The 22,302-nt window shown below is 68.0% G+C and carries 23 protein-coding genes; 16 read left to right on the top strand and 7 right to left on the bottom strand.

From position 1 onward, the window contains the following. Positions 1-28: 28 nt before the first annotated feature. The 5 genes from BMW72_RS00570 (at position 29) to BMW72_RS00550 (ending at position 4,913) form a co-directional block, all read left to right on the top strand. Positions 29-250 (top strand): heavy-metal-associated domain-containing protein, encoded by a 222-nt coding sequence (locus tag BMW72_RS00570; RefSeq protein ID WP_092106203.1) that lies wholly within the window; start codon positions 29-31, stop codon positions 248-250. Next, positions 250-2,469, top strand: a complete 2,220-nt coding sequence (locus tag BMW72_RS00565; protein ID WP_092106201.1) for a heavy metal translocating P-type ATPase — start codon at positions 250-252, stop codon at positions 2,467-2,469. The genes BMW72_RS00570 and BMW72_RS00565 overlap by 1 nt, the downstream gene beginning before the upstream one ends. A gap of 179 nt (positions 2,470-2,648) precedes the next feature. Next, positions 2,649-4,313, top strand: coding sequence for an FAD-dependent oxidoreductase (locus tag BMW72_RS00560; RefSeq protein ID WP_092106199.1), 1,665 nt, complete (start codon positions 2,649-2,651; stop codon positions 4,311-4,313). After that, a complete protein-coding gene (locus tag BMW72_RS00555; protein WP_092106197.1) occupies positions 4,310-4,612 on the top strand; it encodes a rhodanese-like domain-containing protein in 303 nt (100 codons plus the stop codon). Before BMW72_RS00560 ends, BMW72_RS00555 begins: the two co-directional genes overlap by 4 nt. A gap of 1 nt (position 4,613) precedes the next feature. Next, positions 4,614-4,913 carry a metal-sensitive transcriptional regulator gene (locus BMW72_RS00550; RefSeq protein WP_092106195.1) on the top strand — a complete coding sequence of 100 codons (300 nt, stop codon included), beginning with the start codon at positions 4,614-4,616 and terminating at the stop codon, positions 4,911-4,913. Positions 4,914-5,039: 126 nt separating this feature from the next. Here BMW72_RS00550 and BMW72_RS00545 read toward each other — a convergent pair whose 3' ends face one another. Genes BMW72_RS00545 through arsB form a run of 3 tightly spaced genes read right to left on the bottom strand, consistent with a single transcriptional unit; the run spans position 5,040 to position 7,231 of the window. Then, positions 5,040-5,675 (bottom strand): arsenate reductase ArsC, encoded by a 636-nt coding sequence (locus BMW72_RS00545; protein ID WP_092106193.1) that lies wholly within the window; start codon positions 5,673-5,675, stop codon positions 5,040-5,042. Beyond that, a complete protein-coding gene (locus tag BMW72_RS00540) occupies positions 5,675-6,073 on the bottom strand; it encodes an arsenate reductase ArsC (RefSeq protein ID WP_092106191.1) in 399 nt (132 codons plus the stop codon). The genes BMW72_RS00545 and BMW72_RS00540 overlap by 1 nt, the downstream gene beginning before the upstream one ends. 15 nt (positions 6,074-6,088) lie before the next feature. Beyond that, the gene (arsB, locus tag BMW72_RS00535) at positions 6,089-7,231 is read right to left on the bottom strand and encodes an ACR3 family arsenite efflux transporter (RefSeq protein ID WP_092106189.1); all 1,143 of its coding nucleotides are present in this window, start codon (positions 7,229-7,231) and stop codon (positions 6,089-6,091) included. A 68-nt stretch (positions 7,232-7,299) separates the two neighbouring features. On the opposite strand from arsB, the gene BMW72_RS00530 reads away from it, so the two are divergent. From BMW72_RS00530 to crcB, 4 genes are all read left to right on the top strand, one after another. Next, positions 7,300-7,653 carry an ArsR/SmtB family transcription factor gene (locus BMW72_RS00530; RefSeq protein ID WP_092106187.1) on the top strand — a complete coding sequence of 118 codons (354 nt, stop codon included), beginning with the start codon at positions 7,300-7,302 and terminating at the stop codon, positions 7,651-7,653. An 89-nt stretch (positions 7,654-7,742) separates the two neighbouring features. Then, a complete protein-coding gene (locus BMW72_RS00525; protein WP_092106185.1) occupies positions 7,743-8,243 on the top strand; it encodes a universal stress protein in 501 nt (166 codons plus the stop codon). 82 nt (positions 8,244-8,325) lie between these two features. Further along, positions 8,326-8,769 carry a CrcB family protein gene (locus BMW72_RS00520; RefSeq protein ID WP_174843176.1) on the top strand — a complete coding sequence of 148 codons (444 nt, stop codon included), beginning with the start codon at positions 8,326-8,328 and terminating at the stop codon, positions 8,767-8,769. Further along, entirely contained in the window at positions 8,766-9,146 is a 381-nt protein-coding gene (gene crcB / locus BMW72_RS00515) for a fluoride efflux transporter CrcB (protein WP_092106181.1), read from the top strand. Before BMW72_RS00520 ends, crcB begins: the two co-directional genes overlap by 4 nt. Positions 9,147-9,339: 193 nt before the next feature. Here crcB and BMW72_RS00510 read toward each other — a convergent pair whose 3' ends face one another. The 4 genes from BMW72_RS00510 to BMW72_RS00495 all read right to left on the bottom strand — a co-directional run bounded on the left by BMW72_RS00510 (position 9,340) and on the right by BMW72_RS00495 (position 13,726). Beyond that, positions 9,340-10,218 (bottom strand): thioredoxin domain-containing protein, encoded by an 879-nt coding sequence (locus tag BMW72_RS00510; protein WP_092106179.1) that lies wholly within the window; start codon positions 10,216-10,218, stop codon positions 9,340-9,342. A gap of 172 nt (positions 10,219-10,390) precedes the next feature. Next, positions 10,391-11,395 (bottom strand): sugar phosphate isomerase/epimerase family protein, encoded by a 1,005-nt coding sequence (locus BMW72_RS00505; protein ID WP_092106177.1) that lies wholly within the window; start codon positions 11,393-11,395, stop codon positions 10,391-10,393. Between the two features lie 26 nt (positions 11,396-11,421). Continuing rightward, on the bottom strand, positions 11,422-12,612 hold the full coding sequence (locus BMW72_RS00500; protein WP_166787758.1) for a Gfo/Idh/MocA family protein: 1,191 nt from the start codon (positions 12,610-12,612) through the stop codon (positions 11,422-11,424). Positions 12,613-12,682: 70 nt separating this feature from the next. Continuing rightward, entirely contained in the window at positions 12,683-13,726 is a 1,044-nt protein-coding gene (locus BMW72_RS00495) for a substrate-binding domain-containing protein (protein WP_092106175.1), read from the bottom strand. A 192-nt stretch (positions 13,727-13,918) separates the two neighbouring features. Between BMW72_RS00495 and BMW72_RS00490 the strand changes: the two genes are divergently transcribed. From BMW72_RS00490 to BMW72_RS00460, 7 genes are read left to right on the top strand one after another with little or no spacing between them, the layout of a single operon-like run. After that, positions 13,919-15,439, top strand: a complete 1,521-nt coding sequence (locus BMW72_RS00490) for a sugar ABC transporter ATP-binding protein (RefSeq protein ID WP_092106173.1) — start codon at positions 13,919-13,921, stop codon at positions 15,437-15,439. Further along, positions 15,436-16,470: an ABC transporter permease gene (locus tag BMW72_RS00485; RefSeq protein WP_092106171.1), complete on the top strand. Its 1,035-nt coding sequence runs from the start codon at positions 15,436-15,438 to the stop codon at positions 16,468-16,470. The genes BMW72_RS00490 and BMW72_RS00485 overlap by 4 nt, the downstream gene beginning before the upstream one ends. Continuing rightward, the gene (locus tag BMW72_RS00480) at positions 16,467-18,419 is read left to right on the top strand and encodes an FAD-dependent oxidoreductase (protein WP_277871552.1); all 1,953 of its coding nucleotides are present in this window, start codon (positions 16,467-16,469) and stop codon (positions 18,417-18,419) included. Before BMW72_RS00485 ends, BMW72_RS00480 begins: the two co-directional genes overlap by 4 nt. Next, complete coding sequence (locus BMW72_RS00475) at positions 18,416-19,288, top strand: SCO3242 family prenyltransferase (protein WP_241983964.1); 873 nt, start codon at positions 18,416-18,418, stop codon at positions 19,286-19,288. Before BMW72_RS00480 ends, BMW72_RS00475 begins: the two co-directional genes overlap by 4 nt. Continuing rightward, positions 19,285-20,037: an EboA domain-containing protein gene (locus BMW72_RS00470; protein ID WP_092106167.1), complete on the top strand. Its 753-nt coding sequence runs from the start codon at positions 19,285-19,287 to the stop codon at positions 20,035-20,037. Before BMW72_RS00475 ends, BMW72_RS00470 begins: the two co-directional genes overlap by 4 nt. After that, on the top strand, positions 20,007-20,873 hold the full coding sequence (locus BMW72_RS00465) for a TatD family hydrolase (RefSeq protein ID WP_092106165.1): 867 nt from the start codon (positions 20,007-20,009) through the stop codon (positions 20,871-20,873). Before BMW72_RS00470 ends, BMW72_RS00465 begins: the two co-directional genes overlap by 31 nt. Further along, positions 20,870-22,258 carry an alkaline phosphatase family protein gene (locus tag BMW72_RS00460; protein ID WP_092106163.1) on the top strand — a complete coding sequence of 463 codons (1,389 nt, stop codon included), beginning with the start codon at positions 20,870-20,872 and terminating at the stop codon, positions 22,256-22,258. The genes BMW72_RS00465 and BMW72_RS00460 overlap by 4 nt, the downstream gene beginning before the upstream one ends. Positions 22,259-22,302 lie beyond the last annotated feature (44 nt).

Genomic DNA, 22,302 nt, shown 5'->3' with positions numbered 1-22,302 from the left:
TTTGCGGGTAGAAGAGTAAGGCACGACCATGAGCACCACGACCGCCTACGGCGTTGACGGAATGACCTGCAGCCACTGCATAGCGAGTGTGACCGAAGAGATATCAGCCCTTGCGGGCGCCGAATCCGTCACCGTCAACCTGGTCACGGGCGGCACCTCCCAGGTCAGCGTCACGAGCGCGTCAAAGCTCGACCCCGCCCTGGTCGCAGCGGCCGTCGAAGAGGCGGGCTACCGGCTGGTAGCCCTCTGATGTCGGCCGGTCAACAGGTTGACCTGCTCGTCGGGGGCATGACCTGCACCTCGTGCGCCGCGCGGATCGAGAAGAAGCTCAACCGCATGCCGGGGGTCGCCGCCACCGTCAACTACGCCACCGAGAAGGCGAGCGTTTTCGTGCCGGCCGGTACAAGCGTCGACGACGCCATCAAGACCATTGAAGCCACCGGCTACACGGCGGCGTTGCCGGCTCCGGTGGTCGTGGAAGACGCCGGCTCGCTCGAGGTCGCTGCCCTGCGCCAGCGCCTTCTGATCTCGGCCGCGCTGGCCCTGCCGGTTGCTGTTCTGTCGATGATTCCCGTGTTGCAGTTCGCGAACTGGCAGTGGCTGGCCCTGACCCTCGCGGCGCCGGTCGCCATCTGGGGCGCCTGGCCGTTCCACCGCGCCGCCTGGGTGAATGCCCGGCACGGTGCTGCGACGATGGACACCCTGGTCAGCGTCGGTGTGCTCGCCGCCCTCGGCTGGTCGCTCTACGCGCTGTTCTTCGGCATGGCCGGCCTGGCCGGCATGACCATGAGTTTCACGATGATCGGTGGTGGCGGCGCCGACGAGATCTACCTGGAGGTGGCATCCGCTGTCACCGTGTTCATTCTGGCCGGTCGTTACGCCGAGGCGCGGGCCAAGCGCAACTCCGGCGCGGCCCTGCAGGCGCTGCTCCAGCTCGGTGCCAAGGAGACCACGCTGCTGCGGGACGGTGTCGAGAGTCGCATCAGCACCGCGCTGCTCGTGGTCGGCGACCAGTTCGTCGTGCGACCGGGGGAGAAGGTCGCGACCGACGGAGTCATCGTTGACGGTTCGAGCGCGATCGATGCGAGCCTGCTCACCGGCGAGTCCGTGCCGATCGAGGTGGGGCCAGGCGACAACGTTGTGGGCGCCACGCTGAACTCCGGCGGGCGGCTCGTGGTGCAGGCGGTGCGCGTTGGCGCTGATACCGAGCTGGCCCAGATCGGCCGGCTGGTGGAGCAGGCGCAGACCGGCAAGGCCGAGGTGCAGCGGCTGGCCGACCGGGTTTCGGGCATCTTCGTGCCGATCGTGATTCTTCTCGCCCTGGCCACGCTGGCCGGCTGGCTGCTGGTCGGCGCCGGGGCTTCCGTCGCGTTCACGGCGGCCGTCGCGACGCTGATCATCGCCTGCCCGTGCGCGCTCGGGCTGGCCACGCCGACCGCGCTGCTCGTGGGGACCGGGCGCGGCGCGCAGTTGGGCATCCTGATCAAGGGGCCGCAGGTTCTGGAATCCACGAGGCGCGTCGACACGATCGTTCTTGACAAGACCGGAACGATCACCACCGGGCGCATGACGCTCTCCACCGTTGTGCCGTACGAGTGCGGTTCTGCTGATGAGCTGCTGGGGCTGGCTGGGGCGGCGGAGAGCGGGTCGGAGCATCCGATTGCGCGGGCCATCACCGCTGGCGCGGTGGCGAAGCTGGGCGCGGTGGCCGCCTCGTCCTCGTTTGCGTCGGAGCAGGGGCTCGGCGTGCAGGCCGTGGTCGAGGGCCGGCAGGTTCTGGTCGGGCGGCCCGCGTGGTTGATCGATCGGTGGCAGATTGTCGTGCCGGTCGAGATGCAGGCGGTGATGGGCACCGCAGAGGGACTGGGCAAGACGGCCGTCATGGTGGCCTGGGAGGGCCAGGTGCGGGGTGTGCTCACCGTCGCCGACACGCTCAAACCCACGAGCGCTGCGGCGGTGGCCCGGTTTCGAGCGCTGGGACTCACTCCGATGCTCGTGACCGGTGACAATGCGGCCGCCGCGCAGACTGTCGCCGATGCCTGCGGCATCACCGATGTGACCGCCGGGGTGCTGCCCGCCGACAAGGCGCGGGTGATTGCTGACCTGCAGGCGCAGGGGCACGTGGTGGCGATGGTCGGTGACGGGGTGAACGACGCCGTGGCCTTGGCGACCGCTGACCTCGGTATTGCCATGGGGTCGGGCACTGATGTGGCCATCGAGGCGAGCGATCTCACGCTCATGCGCAGCGATCTGCTGGCCGCAGCGGACGCCATCCGCTTGGCCCGCCGCACCCTCACGACGATCAAGGCCAACCTGTTCTGGGCTTTCGCCTACAACGTCGCGGCGATTCCGCTCGCGATGGCCGGGCTGCTGAACCCGCTCATCGCCGGGGCGGCGATGGCCCTGTCGTCGGTGTTCGTGGTGACCAACAGTCTGCGTCTGCGCGGTTTTCGGGCCCTGCCAGTCTGACCATTTCTTTCCGGGCCCGGTATGTGCGTGTTCTCCTTCTGGACGGGGCCCGGGCCCCGTCCACGGGCCCAGTTTATAGACTGGGCCCCGGTCTCTAAGGTGGGCCCGGGTGAGCGGATGCCGCCCCGCAGGCCTTGTGCGCGTATACCCCTTGGGGTATCCTGAAGTCGGAGGCAAACGTGAAAATCATTATCGTAGGTGGAGTTGCGGGCGGAATGTCGGCGGCAACGAGGTTGCGCCGGCTCGACGAGACGGCCGAGATCATCGTATTCGAGCGCGGCCATTACGTGTCGTTCGCGAACTGCGGGCTGCCCTATTTCGTCGGCGGAGTCATCCGCAATCGCGGAGACCTGCTGCTGCAGACCCCCCAATCGCTCAACGCACGTTTCGCCCTCGACGTGCGCGTCGACACCGAGGTCGTGCAGATCGACCGCGCAGCCCAGACCGTCACCGTTCGCAGTATGCTCACCGGCGACGAGAGCGTCGAACACTATGACCGCCTCGTGCTCGCAGCCGGAGCGTCGGCCAGGGCCGGCGCTGCGGGCGGCGCTGCGATTCCCACGCACACGCTGCGCACGGTCGATGACGTGGACCACATCACGGCGGTACTCGCGGAGACGAGCGCGGCATCCGCTGTGGTGATCGGTGGCGGATTCATCGGCCTCGAAGCCGTGGAAAACCTCGTGCACCGCGGTGTGCGCGTGACCCTCGTGCAGCGCGGGTCGCAGATCTTTACCCCGCTCGACCCCGAAATGGCCGCGCCCGTGCTCGACCGCGTGCGCGAGCGCGGCGTCGACGTGCGGCTGAACACGACCGTGACCGGGCAGTGGGGGCAGACCGTGTCGCTCAGCGACGGCACAACCGTGCCGGCCGACCTTGTGATCGACGCGAGCGGCGTGCGCCCCGACGTGAACCTCGCCGAGCAGGCCGGCCTGCGCATCGGCGAGAGCGGCGGCGTCTGGGTCGATGGCACCCAGGCCACGAGCGATCCGCTCATCTTCGCCGTCGGCGACGGGGTCGAGAAAACGGATGCCGTCGACGGCTCCGGCACGCTCGTCACCATGGCCGGCCTCGCGAACCGCCACGGCCGCTCCGTGGCCGACAGCATTGCCGGCACGCCCGAGCAGGCCGCCCCGGCGCTCGGCACCGGAATCCTCGGGATCTTCGGCCTCACCGTGGCCTTGGTCGGCTGGAACGAGAAACGCCTCGTCGCCGCCGGGCGCGGGCACCGCATCGCGCACACCCACCCCGCCAACCACGCCGGCTACTTTCCCGGCGCGGAGGGCATGTCGATCAAACTGCTCATCGACGCCGAGTCCGACGCCATTCTGGGCGCGCAGATCGTGGGCGGCTCCGGAGTGGACAAGCGCATCGACGTGCTGGCGGTCGCGATGGCTGCCGGGCTCGGGGCATCCGCTTTGACGCGTCTGGAACTCGCCTACGCGCCGCAGTACGCCTCGGCGAAAGACCCGATCAACCAGCTTGGCTATGTGGCTTCGAACCTCGCGCAGGGCACGAGTGTGAACCTGCAATGGCATGAACTCGACGCGGCACGTACGGCGGGCGCCGTGCTCATCGACGTGCGCTCGGCCGGAGAGTTCGCGGCGGGCAGCATTCCCGGTGCGCTCAACGTGTCGCTCGACGAGCTGCGCGATCGGCTCGGGGACCTGCCCCGGGTGCCGCTGATCGTGCACTGCCAGGTGGGCCAGCGCGGCCACACCGCCGCACGCATTCTGGCCCAGAACGGCTTCGATGTGCAAAACCTTGACGGCGGCTACCGCACCTGGCTCGCCGGAACGTCTAGCCTTGTTGTTTCCCCCATTGCTGAAAGGGTCCTCGTATGAAAGAGATCACCGTCACCGAGCTTTCCGCGCTCGCCGAACCCGTCGTCATCGACGTGCGCGAACCGTGGGAGTACGAAGCCGCCCACGTGCCCGGAGTCGTGCACATCCCCATGGGCGAGGTCGTCGCGAGAATCGGCGAGATTCCAGCGGATGTGCCGGTGCACGTCATCTGCGCCGCCGGCGGTCGCAGCGCGCAGGTGACCGAGTATCTCGCCGCACACGGCCATGACGCCGTGAACATCGCCGGCGGCACCGGGGCCTGGCAGCAGGCCGGGCTTCCGACCGAGCAAGGGGCCTGAGATGGCAACCGAAGTGTCGCCGACAACGGACGCCGCCACGGACACCCGGGCCGCCGAGCAGAAGAAAATCCTGAACCGGCTGCGCCGGGCGCAGGGGCAGCTGACCGCCGTGATCGCCGCGGTTGAGGGCGGCGGCAACTGCCGCGATGTCGTCACCCAGCTGGCCGCGGTGTCGAGCGCGCTCGACAAGGCCGGCTTCGTCATCGTGTCCACCGCCATGCGCGACTGCATCGCGAATCCCGACAGCGAGCACTCGCTCACGGTGCCCGAGCTTGAGAAGTTGTTCCTGACGCTCGCGTAGCGCGGCCGGGCCGGCAGGGGCCGCCGGGGCGGGGCATCCGCTTGCCGGGCCCACCTTATGGCCCGGGGCCCAGTTTATAAACTGGGCCTGTGGACGGGGCCCGGGCCCCGTCCACAGCAGTGGGGGTCAGGCGGAGGGCGCTCCGAGGCCGGCGAGCAGCTCGATGACGTTCGCCCGGATCTGGTCGCGGATGCGCCGCACCTCGTCGATCGGCTGACCGGCCGGGTCCACGAGTTCCCAGTCCACGTAGCGTTTGCCGGGATAGATCGGGCAGGCATCGCCACAGCCCATGGTGATCACGACATCCGCGGCCTGCACGACGTCATCGGTCAGTGGCTTCGGGAATGACTCGTCGAGCGACAGGCCGAGCTCGGTCATGACCGCGACCATCGTGGGGTCAAGCGCCGACGACGGCATAGACCCGGCCGAGCGCACGTGCACGGCTCCACCCGACAGAGCGTTGGTGAAGACCGCGGCCATCTGCGAACGACCGGCATTCTGCTCACAGACGAACAGTACCTCGGGCACCGCCTGCGTGATGGCGCCCTTGGCCTGCGCGAGCGCGGTGAGGCGTTCGAGCGCAAACCGCGCGGTGCGGGTCGTGAGGTGCGCCTTGACGCTCGACGTGCGCAGCAGCCCAATATAGGACTCGAGCACGTAGCGTTCCACGGTTTCGGCGGCGAAGATGCCGTGAAAGCGTTCCGCGAGGTCCCCGGCGAGGCGTCGCAGTGACTCTTCGGGGTAGCTCAGGCCGGGAAGCATCAGGCCGGCAGAATCTCGGCGAGGAGCGCTTCGATGCGCGCCTTGATCTCGTCGCGAATGGGGCGCACGCTTTCGATGCCCTGACCGGCCGGGTCGTCGAGCTTCCAGTCCTCGTAGCGCTTGCCCGGAAAGATGGGGCAGGCGTCGCCGCAGCCCATGGTGATCACGACGTCGGACTGTTTGACCGCCTCGGTCGTGAGGATCTTCGGCACGTTGCCGGCGATGTCGATGCCCTCTTCAGCCATCGCAGCGATCGCGACCGGGTTGATCTGATCTTTCGGTTCGGAGCCGGCCGAGAGTACCTCGACCCGACCCTGCGACAGGGCGGTCAGAAAGCCGGCGGCCATCTGCGAGCGTCCGGCGTTGTGCACGCAGACGAACAGTACGGAGGGTTTCATGTCGAGCTTCTTTCTTTAGACGAGAGCGGATGCGGCGGCGGGCGTCGGCGCGTCGGCCGGCGGCATCCGCTCGGGGAACAGGCGGGGCTTCAGCCAGAGCGCGACGTAGACGAGCGCGATCAGGGCGGGAACCTCGATGAGCGGCCCGACGATGCCGGCCAGAGCCTGGCCGCTGAGCGCGCCGAAGGTGCCGATCGCGACGGCGATGGCGAGCTCGAAGTTGTTGCCGGCTGCGGTGAAGGCGAGCGTCGTGGTGCGCTCGTAGGTCATGCGCAGCAGGCGCCCGGTGAGAAAGCCGACCAGGAACATGACCGCGAAGTAGACCAGCATCGGCAGCGCGATGCGGGCGACGTCACCGGGGTGGTCAATGACCTGCTGCCCCTGCAGTGCGAAGAGCATCACGATCGTGAACAGCAGACCCCAGAGCGCGAACGGGCCGACTCGGGGCAGAAAACGCGCCTCGTACCACTCCCGGCCGCGCTGAGCCTCGCCGATGCGCCGCGACAGGTAGCCGGCCAGCAGCGGAATACCCAGGAACACCAGAACGCTCGCGGTGATCGCCCAGATCGAGAACTCGGCGCTCGTGGTGGGCAGGCCGAGCCAGGCCGGCAGCACCTGCAGGTAGAACCAGCCGAGGGCGCCGAACGCCACGACCTGGAACACCGAGTTCACGGCCACGAGAAAGGCGGCGGCTTCGCGGTCGCCGCAGGCCAGGTCGTTCCAGATCAGCACCATGGCAATGCACCGGGCGAGGCCGACGATGATGAGGCCGGTGCGGTATTCCGGCAGGTCGGGCAGAAAGATCCAGGCCAGGGTGAACATAAGTGCCGGTCCCACCAGCCAGTTCAGCAGCAGGGAGGAGACCAGCAGGCGCTTGTCGGAGGCGACGGCGCGGGCATCCGTGTAGCGAACCTTGGCGAGCACCGGATACATCATGACGAGCAGCCCGATGGCGATCGGTACGCTGATCGACCCGATCGTCCACAAGTGCAGCAGGTCGCCGACGGCCGGCACGAACACGGCGAGCAGCAGGCCGAGGCCCATGGCGGCGAGGATCCAGACCGGCAACAGTCGATCCAGCGCGCTGAGACGGGTGGGGGCGGGTGCCGTAATGCTCACGAATCTCCAAAGTTTTGTAACAGCGAGTCGCGGTAACATTGATCGGTGTCGATGCCTACGGTAGATCATTGCATCGACCAATGTCAATCTAAGGAGAGTGTGTTCACGTGACGTTTACCCAGCTGCCGCTGACCGACATTACAGCGGATGCTTGCTCCTCACCGCTGGCCCGAGCGGCCATTGCCCCGGAGAGCGCCGACACCCTCGCCCGCTCACTCAAAGCCCTCGCCGACCCGGCCCGGTTGCGCATCATCTCGATCGTCTCCGCCCACGCCGATCAGGAAGCCTGCGTCTGCGACCTGACCGATCAGCTCACCCTGAGTCAGCCGACCATCTCACACCACCTCAAGGTACTCGTCGACTCCGGGTTTCTGACCCGCGCCAAACGCGGCACCTGGTCGTATTACAGCCTCGTGCCCGGCTCCCTGAGCTCCGTCGCCGGGGTGCTCGCGGGAGTGTGACCCGGGCGACACTCGCGCGGCGGCACTAGCCGTGGGCCAGGAAAGCGGCCAAGCTAATACCGCAGCCGTGAGGCGGAAAGGAGCTCCTCGTGAGCACCTACGTGATCGTCGGAGTGAAGCTGGGCCAGCCCGACGCGGTCGTCGTGGAGGCGGCCGCCTTCGCGGATCGGTTTCACGCCGAATTGGTCTGCGCCACGGTGGAGCCGGGCCGCTACGTCGTCGACGAGTTCGCTGACGGCAGCATCCTGTCGCTGCCGGTCGATCCCGACCTGCTCGACCTCGATGATGAGGGCTTTCCGGTTTCCCTGCGCGCTCACCTGACGACCCTGCTCGTGGGGCGCACCCTGGCCTGGTCCACCCGCGCCGTGGCCGGAGATCCGGCTCGGGCCCTTGCCCACCTCGCCGACACGCTCGATGCTGCCATGATCGTGGTCGGCACCCGCGAGCGGGGTGTGAGGGCCACCGTGCAGCAATTCCTTGGCGGTTCCGTTGCGGTGCACCTCGCGCACCGGCAGCATCGGCCGGTCGTGGTCATTCCGCTGGCCCCGGTGGCCTTCCGTGATGAACTGCCCTGGGAGTCGACGGAATAGGGCGGTGTATTCTGGCCACGGCGATGGATCCCGCCGGAGCATCCGCTTCGTCCCTACTGGTGATTCCGCGGGTAGGTGAACAATCGACACGATCACACCGCGGCCTGCGCACTTCACCTGGCGTTATCTCGGCCTTGTCTTTGTCGGCGGAACCGCCGGAACCGCCCTGCGCGAAGGCCTCGGCCTGCTGCTGCCGGCCGGCACCGGCCTGCCGCTGATCACCCTCGGCATCAACCTGGTCGGCGCCCTGCTGCTCGGGCTGCTGCTCGAGGCCCTCGTGCGTCGCGGAGCCGACGCCGCCGGTCGCCGCCGCCTGCGCCTGCTGCTCGGCACCGGACTGCTCGGCGGATTCACGACCTACAGTGCCCTCGCCTCCGACAGCGCCCTGCTGCTGCAGGGCGGGGAGATTCAGCGTGCCGTGGCCTACGCTTTGGGCACGGTTCTGCTCGGCGGCCTCGCCACCTGGCTGGGTGTTGTGCTGGCGGCGGCGCTGCACCGGGAATCCGCTCGGGGGCAGAACAGATGACTCCACTCCTGTTCCTGGGTGTCGCTGCCGCTGGCGGCGTGGGCGCGGCTGCCCGCTTTGCTCTAGACGGTTTCGTGCGGGCACGCCTCGGTGGGGCGTTCCCCTACGGCACCACGATCATCAACGTGAGCGGCTCGCTGCTGCTCGGACTCATCACCGGTCTGGCCCTGAACCACCTGGTTGCACCGGAGTGGAGCCTCGTGCTCGGTGTCGGCCTGCTCGGCGGGTATACGACGTTCAGCACGGCCAGTTTCGAAACCGTGCGGCTGGCGCAGGCACACCGCTACCTGACCGCGCTGGCCAACGGTGTCGGCATGCTGGTCGCATCCGTTGCTGCGGCGGCGCTCGGTCTGTGGATCGGGCTCGCGCTGGGGTAGTCGCGCTGGGCCCAGGTCGCGCTGGGCCCAGGTCGCGCTGGGCCCAGGTTGCGCTGGGCCCAGGTTGCGCCGGGCCCAGGTTGCGCCGGGCTCAGCTTGCGCTGGGCCCAGGTTGCGCAACTGGGACCATGATTGATCATGGTCCCAGTTTCCGGGCCCGGGCCCGGTCAATAAAATGGGGCGTGGACGGCGACTACTCGCCGGCGGTGGTCATCTGCGCGGTGACGAATGCTTCGAACGCGGCGGCATCGGTGAAGGAGCCGGTGTAGCTCGCGCCATTGACCAAAATGGTCGGGGTTCCCTTGACCTGCTTAATGTCGGAGTTGGGGATGGGCCCGTCGAGCGCGCGTTGCGTCGACGCGTCAACCCAGCCCGAGTAGGTCTGGTCGGTGATGCAGCTCGCAACCTCGGTCTCGGTCACCCCGGCCGCCTCGACCAGGCTGGCCAGTTCGGCATCGCTCAGTCCGCTCGAATTCTCGGCGGGCTGCTGGGCGAACATCGCGGTGTTGAAGTCGAGAAATTTGTTCGGTTCGTAGTTGGCGACGCAGGCGGCGGCGTTGGCAGCTCGGGTGGCGTACTTGGTGCCCGACGACAGTCGGTCGAGAATCGAGATCGGGTGTACCTCGACCGTTGCGTTGCCGGCGGTGACCCAGCTCGTGATCTGCTCGCCGTTGGTGTTTTCGAAATCGCCGCAGATGGGGCAGAGGTAGTCGACGTACATCACAATGTTGGCCGTATCGGCGAGTGCCGTCTGGTCCGTGGCGGTCGGGTCGGCATCCGCTTCGAGGGCGGGCGTCGAGGCGGCGGAGACCGTCGTGCCGTCGCTGCCGAGCAGAATGCCGTCGCTGGCCATGTTCGCCGGTCCCGGCGCGGTCGGTGCGTTCACGGTGTTGACGATGACGAGGGTGACGATGGCGACCACGGCGAGCAGCCCGATGCCGATGCCGCCGCGCAGAAAGAGACGACGGCGGGACTCCCGTTTGACCTGCTCGGCCCGCATCAACCGGGCGTGCTCACGGGCTTCCTCGCGGCGGTCTTTTTTGGGTGGGCGGGCCGGTCCGGAAGTGCTCATGCGGGAGTTCACCGTTCGTTCGTTGCTGCGCCGCCGAAGCAGCCGTTGCCTACGACGTTAGCGGCCCTGCCTAACGGTCCGGTTCAGACTGGCTGGGAGCTGGCTGGGAGCACTGCTCGGCCCGCCCGAATGGGGGGCAGCGAACAACGGATGCCGCGGCGCACGCGAATCGTCAGCGACGGGTGCTGAACGCCGCATCGAACGCCGCGGTCGGTGCGTCAAAGGCGAGCAACCGCACGAAGGCGAGTGCTTCGGGAGCTCCGACCAGGCGGTCCATTCCGGCGTCCTCCCATTCCACCGAGAGCGGGCCGTCATAGCCGATGGTGCTGAGCATGCGAAAACTGTCCTCCCAGGGTACGTCCCCGTGGCCGGTGGAGATGAAGTCCCAGCCGCGGCGCGGGTCGGCCCAGGCCAGCAGTGAGCCGAGTCGGCCGTTGCGGCCGTTGTTCAGGCGCTTCTTGGTGTCTTTGCAATCCACGTGATAGATGCGATCGCGAAAATCCCAGAGAAAGCTGACCGGGTCGAGGTCCTGCCAGATGAAATGGCTCGGGTCCCAGTTCAGGCCGAACGCGGGGCGATGCCCGATGGCTTCGAGGGCGCGCTCCGTCGTCCAATAGTCGAAGGCGATCTCACTCGGGTGCACCTCGTGGGCGAAGCGCACGCCGACCTCATCGAACACGTCGAGGATCGGGTTCCACCGGTCGGCGAAGTCCTGATAGCCGGCATCGATGAGCTCCTGCGAAACGGGCGGGAACATGGCCACGTACTTCCAGATCGACGATCCGGTGAACCCGATGACCGTCTTCACGCCGAGTTTCGCGGCGAGCCGGGCGGTGTTCTTCATCTCCTCGGCGGCGCGTTGGCGCACGCCCTCCGGGTCGCCGTCGCCCCAGATCGAGTCGGGCAGAATGTCGCGGTGCCGCGAGTCGATCGGGTCGTCACAGACGGCTTGACCTTTGAGGTGGTTGGAGATGGCCCACACCTTCAGGTTGTACTTCTCGAGTACGGCGAGCTTGCCGGCGACGTAGTCGGTGTCGTTCCAGCGATTGGGGTCGAGATGGTCGCCCCAGCAGGCGATCTCCAGCCCGTCGTAGCCCCACCCGGCGGCGAGCCGCGCAACTTCTTCGAAGGGCAGGTCGGCCCACTGGCCGGTGAACAGGGTGATTGGGCGGGCCATGAGTTCTCCTAGTTGTGTGCGGCGAGCTATTTCTGTGCGGCGAGCACAGGGGTGAGGGTGGGCGTCCAGGCGCTTCCATTGTTGGAGCTGGCCTCCACGGCGGCGAGCACCTGCTGCACCTGCAGGCCGTCGGCGAACGACGGGGTCGGCTGCCGGCCAGCCGAGATGGCCTCGACAAAGTCCCTGGCCTGGTGGGTGAAACCGTGCTCATAGCCGAGCGTATGCCCGGGCGGCCACCAGGCGGCCAGATACGGATGCTGCGGCTCGGTCACCAGAATCTTGGTGAACCCTTGCTGCCCGCTCGCGGCGTTCCCGTCGAAGAAGCTCAGATCGTTGAGGTCTTCCAGGTCGAACGAGATCGCGCCCGTCGAGCCGGAAACCTCGATGCGGAAGGAATTCTTGCGGCCGGTGCAAAAGCGTGTGGCCTCGAAGCTGCCGAGCGCGCCGCCCTCGAACCGGCCGGTGAACAGGGCCAGATCGTCCACGGTCACGAGGCCGCGCTCGGCGGTGCCGGTGCCGGAGAGTCCCTGCCGGGCACCCAGCAGCGGGCGTTCCTTCACGATCGTCTCGATGATGCCCGAAACGCTCTCGAGCCGTTGCCCGGTGATGAACTGGGCGAGGTCGATGGCGTGGGCGCCGATATCGCCCAGTGCCCCGGAGCCGGCGAGCTCCTTCTGCAGACGCCAGGTGAGCGGAGATTGCGGGTCGACCAGCCAGTCCTGCAGGTAGTTCACCCGCACCTGACGAATGTCGCCGATCTTGCCGGCGGCGACAAAATCGCGGGCGAGTGTGGCGGCAGGAATTCGCCGATAGGTGAACCCGACCATGGCGTACACGCCTCGGTCGAAGGCGCGAGCGGCGGCATCCGCCATCGCCTCGGCCTCGGCGACCGTGTTGGCGAGCGGCTTTTCGCACAAAACGTGTTTGCCCGCGTCGAGCGCGGCGATCGCGATCTCGGCGTGTGACGTGCCGGGGGTGACGATGTCGATCACGTCGATATCCGGCCGGTCGATCACCGCCCGCCAGTCGGAGGACGACTCGGCCCAGCCCCAGCGGGTGGCGGCCTCCGCCGCTTGCCCGGCGTCGCGCCCCACGAGAACGCTCATCTCGGGCTGCGCGGCCAGGTCGAAGAAGCGAGGGGCGACGCGCCAGCCCTGGGAGTGCGCGGCACCCATGAATCCGTGGCCGACCAGTGCGACGCGAAGCGGTGCGCTCATGTGAAAACTCTTCCTGTTGATGGTCACGGGGAGCAAGACCGGCTTGCTCCCCGTGCGACGCGCCGGTGGTTTAGGACTCGAAGGCGGTCGGCAGATACTTATCCACGTTCTCGCTGGTCACCACGGGGGCGTTGAGCACGATCCGGTTGGGGATCTCCACCTCGACAAGGTCGCTCATGGCCTTGTTTTGCACGAGCAGGCGGGCCAGACGGATGCCGTCGGCCGCCTGGGTGGACGGATACACCACGGTGGCCTTCATCACGCTGTCACCGGCCTGGATCAGGCGCATGGCGTTGGCGGATCCGGCACCGCCGACCATGATGAACTCGTCGCGCCCGGCGGCGTCGATGGCCGCGAGTACGCCGATTCCCTGGTCATCATCGTGGTTCCAGAGGGCGTCGATCTGCGGGGCGGCGGCGAGCAGCTGCGAGGTGGTGGCCTCGCCGCCCGCCACGGTGAAGTCGGCGGAGACGCGGTTGGTGACCGACAGACCGCAGTCGCCGAGTGCCTGCTCGAAGCCGGCGCTGCGCTCCTGGGTCAGGGGGAGCGAGTCGATGCCGGCGATCTCGGCGACCACGGCGTCGGGGTTGTCGCTGAGTTCCTCGCAGATGTAGGTGCCGGCGCTGACGCCCATGCCGTAATTGTCACCGAGGATGGTGGCGCGGGCGGCGAAGGTGCTGGAGAACTCGCGGTCCACGTTGATCACCGGGATGCCGGCCTCCATAGCGCGGATGGCTACCTGGGTCAGCGCGGCGCCGTCGGTGGGCAGCAGCACGATGGCATCGACGCCATCGTTGATGAAGCCTTCAACCTGGCTGATCTGCAGGTTGGCGTCGTTGGTGCCCTCCGCCACCCGCAGGTCGATGTCGTCGTACTTGTCGGCCTCGGCGATCGCCGCATTGTTGATGGCACCGAGCCAGCCGTGGTCGGCGGCGGGCCCTGAATAGCCGATGACGATGGTGTCGCCCTGCGCTTCGTTGCCCTCGACGCTGGCGTTGGTGGGCTGCGTGTTCGTGGCGGTACCGGCCGTGCAGCCGGTGATGAGGCCGACGACGGCCAGCGAGGTGCCGGCGGCGAAAAGAAGTCTGCGACGGACAGTGCGGGGTGCAAGCATGTGATTCCCTCTGGCTCGGTGAATGGCTGCAGGTGCAGGAGTGTGGTGCTGCCGGCGATCGTGCGAGGCAATTGTCGAACAATTGGGAAGGCGTCGACGCTGACGAGTTGAACGATAGCAGATGGTGACAGTTTGCGCGCAACTTATTGATGTTCATCGACGTAAGTACCGACCCTGTGTTAGGTTTTTTGCATGATCACTGTCGACCATTCCGCAGCATTACTCGAAGTTCGCGGGCTAAGAAAGAGTTTCGCCGGGGTGAAGGCGCTTCAGGGCGTCGATCTGGTGGTGCGGCCCGGCGAGGTGCACTGCGTGCTCGGCCAGAACGGTGCCGGAAAATCCACCCTCATCAAGACCCTCTCCGGCGCTTATCAGCCCGACTCCGGCGAGATCTTCTGGCAGGGCGAGCCGGTCACCATCGGTGGCCCGGTGGCCGCCCTCGAACTCGGCATCGCCACGATGTACCAGGAACTCGACGTGGTCGACGGCCTCACCATCGCGGAGAACGTCTTTCTCGGCCACGAGCAGGCCACCGGCGGCGTGCTGCACGTCGCCTCCGCCAACGCCCGAACGCAACAGATCCTCGCGCGGCTCGGCCACAGCGAGATCTCACCGCGCACCGAAGTGGGCCAGCTTTCGGCCGCGAACAAGCAGATCGTGAGCATGGCTCGGGCGCTGAGCCGCGACACCAAGCTGATCATCATGGACGAACCCAGCGCGGTGCTCGACTCCCAGGAAGTGGAGAACCTGTTCCGCGTCGTCGCCGAGCTCACCGAGCAGGGCATCGCCGTGGTCTACATCTCCCATCGGCTCGCGGAGATCCGCCGCATCGGCGACCGCATCACCGTGATCAAAGACGGCAAGACCACGGCCTCGGGCCTGAGCGTGGCCGATACTCCCACGCCACACCTGATCCGCTTGATGACCGGTCGTGAGGTCGCCAACGTCTTTCCGCAGTCCACTCCGCTGCCGACGGATGCGCCCATCGTGCTGCGCTGCGACGCGCTCGGCGTGCGCGGCGTCTTCCGCAACGTGTCCCTCGAGGTGCGCGCGGGCGAGATCGTCGGTCTCGCCGGTCTGGTCGGCTCCGGCCGCTCCGAAATTCTCGAGGCCATCTACGGTGCCCGCCGCAGCACGAGCGGCACGGTCACCGTGAACGGAACGGTGCTGCGCCCCGGCTCGGTCGACGCGGCGGTCAGCGCCGGCATCGGCCTCTCGCCCGAGGAACGCAAGAGCCAGGGCCTCATCCTCGACGAACCCATCTTCAAGAACGTCACCCTGTCATCCTTCGCCCGGTTCGCTCGCGGCGGTTTTCTGCGGGAGGGCGCTGAACGCGACGCCGCCCGACAACAAATCGAGGCCCTGGAGCTGCGGCCGCCCGATCCCAACCTGACGACCCGCAGCCTGTCCGGGGGAAACCAGCAGAAGATTTTGCTCGCACGGTGGCTCGTGCACGGCACCACGGTGCTCTTGCTCGACGAACCGACTCGCGGGGTGGATGTCGGTGCCCGCGCCGAGATCTACGCCCTCATTCGCCGCCTCGCCGAGGCCGGTACCGCCATCATCGTGGTCTCCAGCGAGATCGACGAGGTGCTCGGCCTGGCTGATCGCGTGCTGGTCATCAGCGACGGCGACGTTCTTACCACAACGAATTCCACCGACATCGACGAACCCGGTGTTCTCGACCTGGTCATGAGAGGAAGTGCCGCATGAGCGAGCAGATCACCCAGCCGGCCCCGCCGACCCCCGTTACGCCCGACACCCGACCCGGCATCGTCAAGCGGATGCTCGCCGGCTCGGCCGGCCGCAACCTCGGGCTGGTCATCGCCTTCGCGCTGTTGATCGTGGTGGGAATCCTCACCGCGGGCGACCGGTTCGCCAGTTTCGACAACTTCGTCACCATCATCCGCTTCGCCTCGATCGTCGGCGTGGTCTGCGTCGGAATGACCTTCGTCATCACGGCCGGAGGCATCGACCTGTCGGTAGGTTCCGTGGTGGGCCTGTCGAGCGTGGTGGCGAGCCTCACCGCGGTGCAGCTCGCCTCCGCGCAGTCGTCCTGGCTGCTGATCGTCGTGGTCGCGCTTCTCGTCGGCACCCTGGCCGGCTTCGTGAACGGCGTGGTGATCGCCTACGGAGGCGTCGTGGCGTTCATGGCGACGCTCGCCATGCTCGTGGGCGCGCGCGGCCTCGCCGAACTCATCTCGAACCGGTCGACCCAGATCGTGAACAACCAGGAATTTATGGGCTTCTTTCGCGCCGACCTGCTCGGCGTGCCCATTCTGATCTGGATCTTCATAATCGTGGCGGTGGCCGGCTGGATTCTGCTCAACCGCACCACCTTTGGCCGCCGCACCGTGGCCGTCGGCGGCAATGCCGAGGCGAGCCGCCTCGCCGGCATCAAGGTGAAGCGCCACATGGTGTACGTCTACATGCTCTCGGGCCTCACCGCCGGCATCGCCGGGGTCATGTTCCTCGGTCGCACCACGGTCGGTACCTCGACGCACGGCACGCTCCTTGAGCTCGACGTGATTGCGGCCGTCGTGGTGGGCGGCACCCTGCTCATCGGCGGCCGCGGCACCATCGTGGGATCCGTGCTCGGAATACTCATCTTCAGCACGCTCACCAACGTCTTCACCCAGAACAATCTCTCCACCTCGGTGCAGAACGTGGCGAAGGGCGTCATCATCGTGGCCGCCGTGCTGCTGCAACAGCGTTTCGCCTCCCGCGGCAGCCGCAGCAAGTGACCGTGCTGGGCAGCGGGGTGCCGGTGATCTTCGACGACGGGATCTGCGAGACCGCCCTGCCGCACGGTACCGAGGTGCAGACGGAGGTACTGATCGTCGGATCCGGCCCGGCCGGATCCGCCGCAGCCCTGTTTTTGTCCACCCTCGGCGTCGCCAACCTGATGATCACCAAATACCGGTGGACCGCCAACACGCCGCGCGCCCACATCACCAATCAGCGCACGATGGAGATTTTTCGCGACGTCGGCATTGAAACGGCGGTGCGGGCCGAGTCGACGCCGAACGAGATGATGGGTGACACGGTGTTCTGCACCTCGATCGCCGGCGAGGAACTTGGGCGCATTCTCACCTTCGGCACGCATCCGGGCCGGCACGCCGACTACGAACTGGCCTCGGCCGCCAGCATGTGCGACATTCCACAGACCTACCTCGAGCCCATCCTGGTGAAGAACGCCACCACACGGGGAACGCTGACCAGGTTCTCGACGGAGTACCTCTCCCACGTGCAAGACGCGGAGGGGGTGAGCGTGCACGTACTGGACCGGCTTACGGGTCTCGAGTTCAGCATCCGTGCGAAGTATTTGATCGGCGCCGACGGAGCACGCTCCCAGGTCGCCGCCGACCTCGACCTGCCGATGGAAGGGGAGATGGATATCGCCGGCTCGATGAACATCACCTTCACCGCAGATATCACGCCCTTCGTGGGGCATCGCCCCTCGGTGCTGTACTGGGTGGTGCAGCCCGGGTCGAACATCGGCGGTATCGGAACGGGCCTGGTGCGCATGATCCGGCCGTGGAACCAGTGGCTCGTCGTCTGGGGCTACGACATCACGCAACCGGCGCCGGTGATCGATACGGCCGCGGCGACGCAGATCGTGCGCAATCTGCTCGGCCTGCCCGAGCTCGAGGTGGCGATCACCGGGACGTCGCTCTGGGGAAACAACGCCCAGTACGCCACCCGGCTGCAGCGCGGGCGGGTGTTCTGCGTGGGCGACGCGGTGCACAAGCATCCGCCGAGCAACGGGCTGGGATCGAACACGTCCATCCAGGACTCCTACAACCTCGCCTGGAAGCTCGCCGCCGTGCTGACCGGCACAGCCGGCCCCGAGCTGCTGGACACCTACTCCGAGGAGCGGGCACCGGTAGCGCGGCAGATCGTGTTGCGGGCCAACAAATCGGCTGGCGAGTTCGGCCAGCTGTTCGACGCCCTCGGCGTCACCGACGCCCGCACCGAATCGGAGATGATCCAGATGATCGAGGAACGAAAGGCGAACACCCCCGCTGGCGCAGCCAAACGCCAGGCTATCCAGAACGCGATGGAGGTGAAGAACTACGAGTTCAACGCGCACGGCGTCGAGATCGGACAGTTCTACGAATCGACCGCCATCATCGCCGACGGTTCGGCTCGCCCCGTGCCACGACGCGACCCGGAACTGTATTACCAGGCTTCGACCGTGCCGGGCTCCCGCCTGCCGCACGCCTGGGTGGGCGACAGCGCGCACAAGATCTCGACCCACGACCTCGCACCGTTCACGCAGTTCACAGTGATCACCGGAATCACCGGCTCAGCCTGGGCGGATGCCGCGGCCCGAGTGGGCGCGCGGCTCGGCGTGCGGCTCGAGACCGTGATCATCGGACCCGGGCAGCCGGTGACCGACCTGTACTTCGACTGGGCACGACTGCGCGAAGTCGCCGAGGATGGCGCCCTGCTCGTACGGCCCGACAAGCACATCGGCTGGCGGTCGCACCGGCTCGCCGACGACCCCGAAGCCGTCCTGTTCGACGCGATGACCGCGCTGCTCGGTCGGGCGGACAGCCGGGCGGACAGCCGGGCGGACAGCCGGGCGGACAGTCGCGCGGACAGCCGGCCGGACCGCCGGCCCGACAATGTGCTGAACAACCTGGCTGATGCGCCGGTCGGCGTGGCAGCCAGTGGGCGCCGCTCATGATGACCCCCGCCGCTTTCGCCCGTCTCGTGCGACTCCCGGCCGCGCTCACCGCGCCCGGCGACACCCTCGCCGGAGCCGCAGCCTCCGGGCGTTCCCTCGGACCGCACACCGTGCTGCTTCCACTCTGCTCCACCCTCATCTACTGGGCGGGCATGGCCCTGAACGACTACGCCGACCGGGCACTCGACGCGGTGGAGCGCCCGGAACGGCCGATTCCGGCCGGCGACGTGACACCAGCCGAGGCCCTCACGGTGGCCATCGTGCTCACCGCGTGCGGCGTCGGCATCGCAGCGCTGGCCGGCGGGCGGCAGGCCCTCGCCGTCGCACTCCCGCTCGCCGCGAGCGTCTGGGCCTATGACCTCGTATTCAAATCCACCTCGCTCGGCCCGGTCGCAATGGCCGGCACGCGACTGCTCGACGTGCTGCTCGGCGCCGCCTCGGTGCCGGCCGCCCTGCCCGCCGCGCTCACCGTGTTTACCCACACCCTCGGCACTACCACCCTCAGCCGCGACGAAGTTCACGGCTCGACGAGCCCCGTGGTGGGCACCCTGGCCGTCGCGGCCACGGCCTGCGCTGCCGTGGCCGCTGCCGCCGGCCCGGCACGGCGGCCCGCAAACGGATGGCTGCCCCGGGTCGTCGGGGCCTACTTCGCCATCGCCTACCTCGGCGCGGTGGCCCCCGCCCAGCTGCGGGCCCGCAACACCCGCGCGGCCGCGGACGTGCGCCGGGCGGTCGGAGCTTCGGTGATCGGAACGATCGGCCTGCAGGCGGCGCTCATCGCACGCTCCGGTTCCGTTAAAACCGGCCTCGCCGTCGCCACCCTGCTCCCGCTCGGCCGGCGCCTCACCCGACGGGTATCAGCCACATGACCGGCGCGGGCTCCGGCGCGGCGATCACGCTCGCGCACCACCTCACCGGCGACGCAGCGACCTGGCTGGCGGCCGCCTGCATCGATGTGCAGCAGCATCCGTCAGCCATCACCCGGTACTTTCCCGCCGTGTCCCGGCGCTGCGGGCGGGTGCCGCTCTGGGCTGACGATGTGCGGGGACTGCGCCACGGCACGATCGACGACGCGGCGCGCGGCGTGCTGCTGGGCGCTCTCACCCCCATCGGCCCGGCGCTCGTCGAGCTGCTCGACGATCTGTACCAGCACGGCGATGCCGGCGAGAAGCGTGGCGTGCTGCGCGGGCTGCACCGGCTCGACACCGCGGAGCAACCGATCGGCCCGGCCCTGCTCCCGCTCATCGACGACGCCCTGCGCACCAATGACGTGCGCCTGGTGGCAGCGGCCCTGCAACCGTATGGCGCATACTACCTCGGCCCCGACGCGTACCGCCAGGCAGTGGTCAAGTGCGTCTTCACCGGCGTGCCACTGAATGTCATAGCGAATCTCGCCGAGCGGCAGACCATCGAACTCGCCCGCATGCTCGTCGATCTCGCCCACGAACGCAGCGCCGCCGGCCGGGATATTCCCGACGATATTGCCGCCGTGGTCGCCGCCTTCCCCGAGTGCCTGCACCGCCCGGACCTTCCGGGGGCCCTGCTCGCTGAACTGCAGCCTCACATATATATAAGGAGTAACGACACATGCGCATCCTGGACCCGCACATTCACATGAGTTCCCGCACGACCGCCGACTATGAGGCCATGTACGGCGCCGGGGTGCGCGCGGTCGTGGAGCCGGCCTTCTGGCTCGGTCAGCCGCGCACGAGCGTCGACTCGTTCATCGACTACTTCGACGCCCTCGTGGGCTGGGAGCCGTTTCGGGCCAGCCAGTTCGGCATCCGGCACTTCTGCACGATCGGCCTCAACCCTAAGGAGGCCGGCGACCCGCGCCTGACCGGGGTGCTCGACATCATGCCGCGCTACCTGGAAAAGGACGGCGTCGTGGCGGTCGGCGAACTCGGCTACGACTCGATGACCCCGCAGGAAGACCACGCCTTCGCCGCGCAGCTCGCGCTCGCCGTGGCGCACGAGCTGCCCGCACTCGTGCACACCCCGCACCGGGATAAGCTCGCCGGCACCCGCCGCACCCTCGACGTGGTGCGGGAGAGCGGCATCGCGCCCGGCATGGTCGTCGTGGACCACCTCAACGAGGTCACCGTGCCCGAGGTCGTCGATTCCGGCTGCTGGATGGGCTTCAGCATCTACCCCGACACCAAAATGGACCCCACCCGCATGGTCGCGGTGCTTCGCGACATCGGGCTCGACCGGGTGCTCGTCAACTCGGCCGCCGACTGGGGCCGCAGCGACCCCCTCACCACGCGCCGCACCGGCGAGGCCATGCTCGCCGCCGGCTTCGACGACGACGCGGTCGACCGCATCCTCTGGCGCAACCCGATGGAATTCTACGGCCAGAGCGGCCGCCTCGACCTCGACCCGACCAGGCAAGCGGATGCCGCCGCGCCCGCCGAATTCGCCGGTAATTCCATCATGCGCGGTGCCCGCGCATGACCGGCCCCACGCCGCTGCTCGTGATCGATGTCGCCGGGCTGACCCCGCGGCTGCTCGCCGTGATGCCGCACCTGCAGGGCGTCGCGGCCCGCGGCTTTTCGGCCGAGCTCGGCACCGTGCTGCCCGCCGTGACCTGCTCGGCGCAGTCCACCTTTCTCACCGGACTCACGCCGGCCGAACACGGAATCGTCGGCAACGGCTGGTACCTGCGCGATATCGGCGAGGTCAACCTCTGGCGCCAGCACAACCGGCTGGTCGGCGGAGCGAAGGTCTGGGAGACCGCTCGCCGCAGTAATCCCGGCTACCGGGTGGCGAACGTGTGCTGGTGGTACGCCATGGGGGCCACGACCGACGTCACGATCACCCCCCGCCCGGTCTATCACGCCGACGGACGCAAATCACCGGATGCCTACATCCGCCCGCCAGAGCTGCACGACGAACTTGTGGCGAAACTCGGCGCCTTCCCGCTGTTCACCTACTGGGGTCCGACCGCGGGCCTGGCCTCCTCGAAGTGGATCGTGGGCGCGGCCCGGCACGTGTTGCCCGGCCACGACCTGACCCTGGTCTATGTGCCGCACCTCGACTACGACCTGCAGCGGTTCGGCCCCGACGACTCACGCTCCTTCGACGCCGCGCGTGAGCTCGACCGGGTTCTCGCCCCGCTGCTCGATGATGCGGCCGGGCTGGGCGTGACCGTCGTGGTGCTCAGCGAATACGGCATCACAAACGTCGACCAGCCCGTCGACGTGAACCGGATGCTGCGCCGCGAGGGGCTGCTCGAGGTTCAGACGAATGCGAGCGGGGAGCTGCTCGACCCCTGGACGTCGCGCGCTTTCGCCGTCGCCGACCACCAGATCGCGCACGTCTACGTGCAGAATCCCGCCGATCTTTCCCACGTGCACGCACTGCTCGAAGCGCTGCCCGGCGTGGCCGAGGTGCTCGATGCTGAGGGTCAGGCCCGGTACGGCCTCGACCATGAGCGGAGTGGTGAGTTCGTGGTGGTGGCCGAGAAGCGGGCATGGTTCACCTACTACTACTGGCTTGACGACGCCCAAGCGCCGGACTTCGCGCGCGGCGTGGAGATTCACAAGAAACCCGGCTACGACCCGGCCGAGCTGTTCTTCGACCCCGACGACCGCTTCGTCAAGCTGCGAGCGGCCCGCAACCTGGCCAAAAAGAAGCTGGGGCTGCGCTACGCCATGCGCGTAGTGCCGCTCGATCCCTCCTGCGTGCGTGGTTCCCACGGGCGCCTGCCGGAGAGCGCCGCCGACGGCCCCGTGCTGCTCTGCTCCGACCCGGCTGCCGCCCGGGAGGTCATCGCCGCCACCGAGGTGCGCGACCTGCTCCTGCAGCTCGCCGGCCTCGCGGCGCCCGTTCCCGTCTAACCTGCTCCACCCGACCCGCTCGCGGCACTCGTTTGAGAACGTGG

It is taken from the genome of Cryobacterium luteum, assembly GCF_900110125.1.
GTDB lineage: Bacteria > Actinomycetota > Actinomycetes > Actinomycetales > Microbacteriaceae > Cryobacterium > Cryobacterium luteum.
Note: the sequence above shows the minus strand (reverse complement) of the source record. Positions and strands in the feature narration are given on the sequence as shown.

Coding starts and splice junctions, on each gene's coding strand:
- BMW72_RS00550 (WP_092106195.1), top strand. CDS start 4,614: ATGGCAACCGAAGTGTCGCCGACAACGGACGCCGCCACGGACACCCGG.
- BMW72_RS00485 (WP_092106171.1), top strand. CDS start 15,436: ATGAGCGAGCAGATCACCCAGCCGGCCCCGCCGACCCCCGTTACGCCC.
- BMW72_RS00465 (WP_092106165.1), top strand. CDS start 20,007: ATGCGCATCCTGGACCCGCACATTCACATGAGTTCCCGCACGACCGCC.
- crcB (WP_092106181.1), top strand. CDS start 8,766: ATGACTCCACTCCTGTTCCTGGGTGTCGCTGCCGCTGGCGGCGTGGGC.
- BMW72_RS00470 (WP_092106167.1), top strand. CDS start 19,285: ATGACCGGCGCGGGCTCCGGCGCGGCGATCACGCTCGCGCACCACCTC.
- arsB (WP_092106189.1), bottom strand. CDS start 7,231: ATGTTACCGCGACTCGCTGTTACAAAACTTTGGAGATTCGTGAGCATT.
- BMW72_RS00510 (WP_092106179.1), bottom strand. CDS start 10,218: ATGAGCACTTCCGGACCGGCCCGCCCACCCAAAAAAGACCGCCGCGAG.
- BMW72_RS00475 (WP_241983964.1), top strand. CDS start 18,416: ATGATGACCCCCGCCGCTTTCGCCCGTCTCGTGCGACTCCCGGCCGCG.
- BMW72_RS00565 (WP_092106201.1), top strand. CDS start 250: ATGTCGGCCGGTCAACAGGTTGACCTGCTCGTCGGGGGCATGACCTGC.
- BMW72_RS00490 (WP_092106173.1), top strand. CDS start 13,919: ATGATCACTGTCGACCATTCCGCAGCATTACTCGAAGTTCGCGGGCTA.
- BMW72_RS00555 (WP_092106197.1), top strand. CDS start 4,310: ATGAAAGAGATCACCGTCACCGAGCTTTCCGCGCTCGCCGAACCCGTC.
- BMW72_RS00570 (WP_092106203.1), top strand. CDS start 29: ATGAGCACCACGACCGCCTACGGCGTTGACGGAATGACCTGCAGCCAC.
- BMW72_RS00500 (WP_166787758.1), bottom strand. CDS start 12,612: ATGAGCGCACCGCTTCGCGTCGCACTGGTCGGCCACGGATTCATGGGT.
- BMW72_RS00545 (WP_092106193.1), bottom strand. CDS start 5,675: ATGCTTCCCGGCCTGAGCTACCCCGAAGAGTCACTGCGACGCCTCGCC.
- BMW72_RS00540 (WP_092106191.1), bottom strand. CDS start 6,073: ATGAAACCCTCCGTACTGTTCGTCTGCGTGCACAACGCCGGACGCTCG.
- BMW72_RS00505 (WP_092106177.1), bottom strand. CDS start 11,395: ATGGCCCGCCCAATCACCCTGTTCACCGGCCAGTGGGCCGACCTGCCC.
- BMW72_RS00495 (WP_092106175.1), bottom strand. CDS start 13,726: ATGCTTGCACCCCGCACTGTCCGTCGCAGACTTCTTTTCGCCGCCGGC.
- BMW72_RS00460 (WP_092106163.1), top strand. CDS start 20,870: ATGACCGGCCCCACGCCGCTGCTCGTGATCGATGTCGCCGGGCTGACC.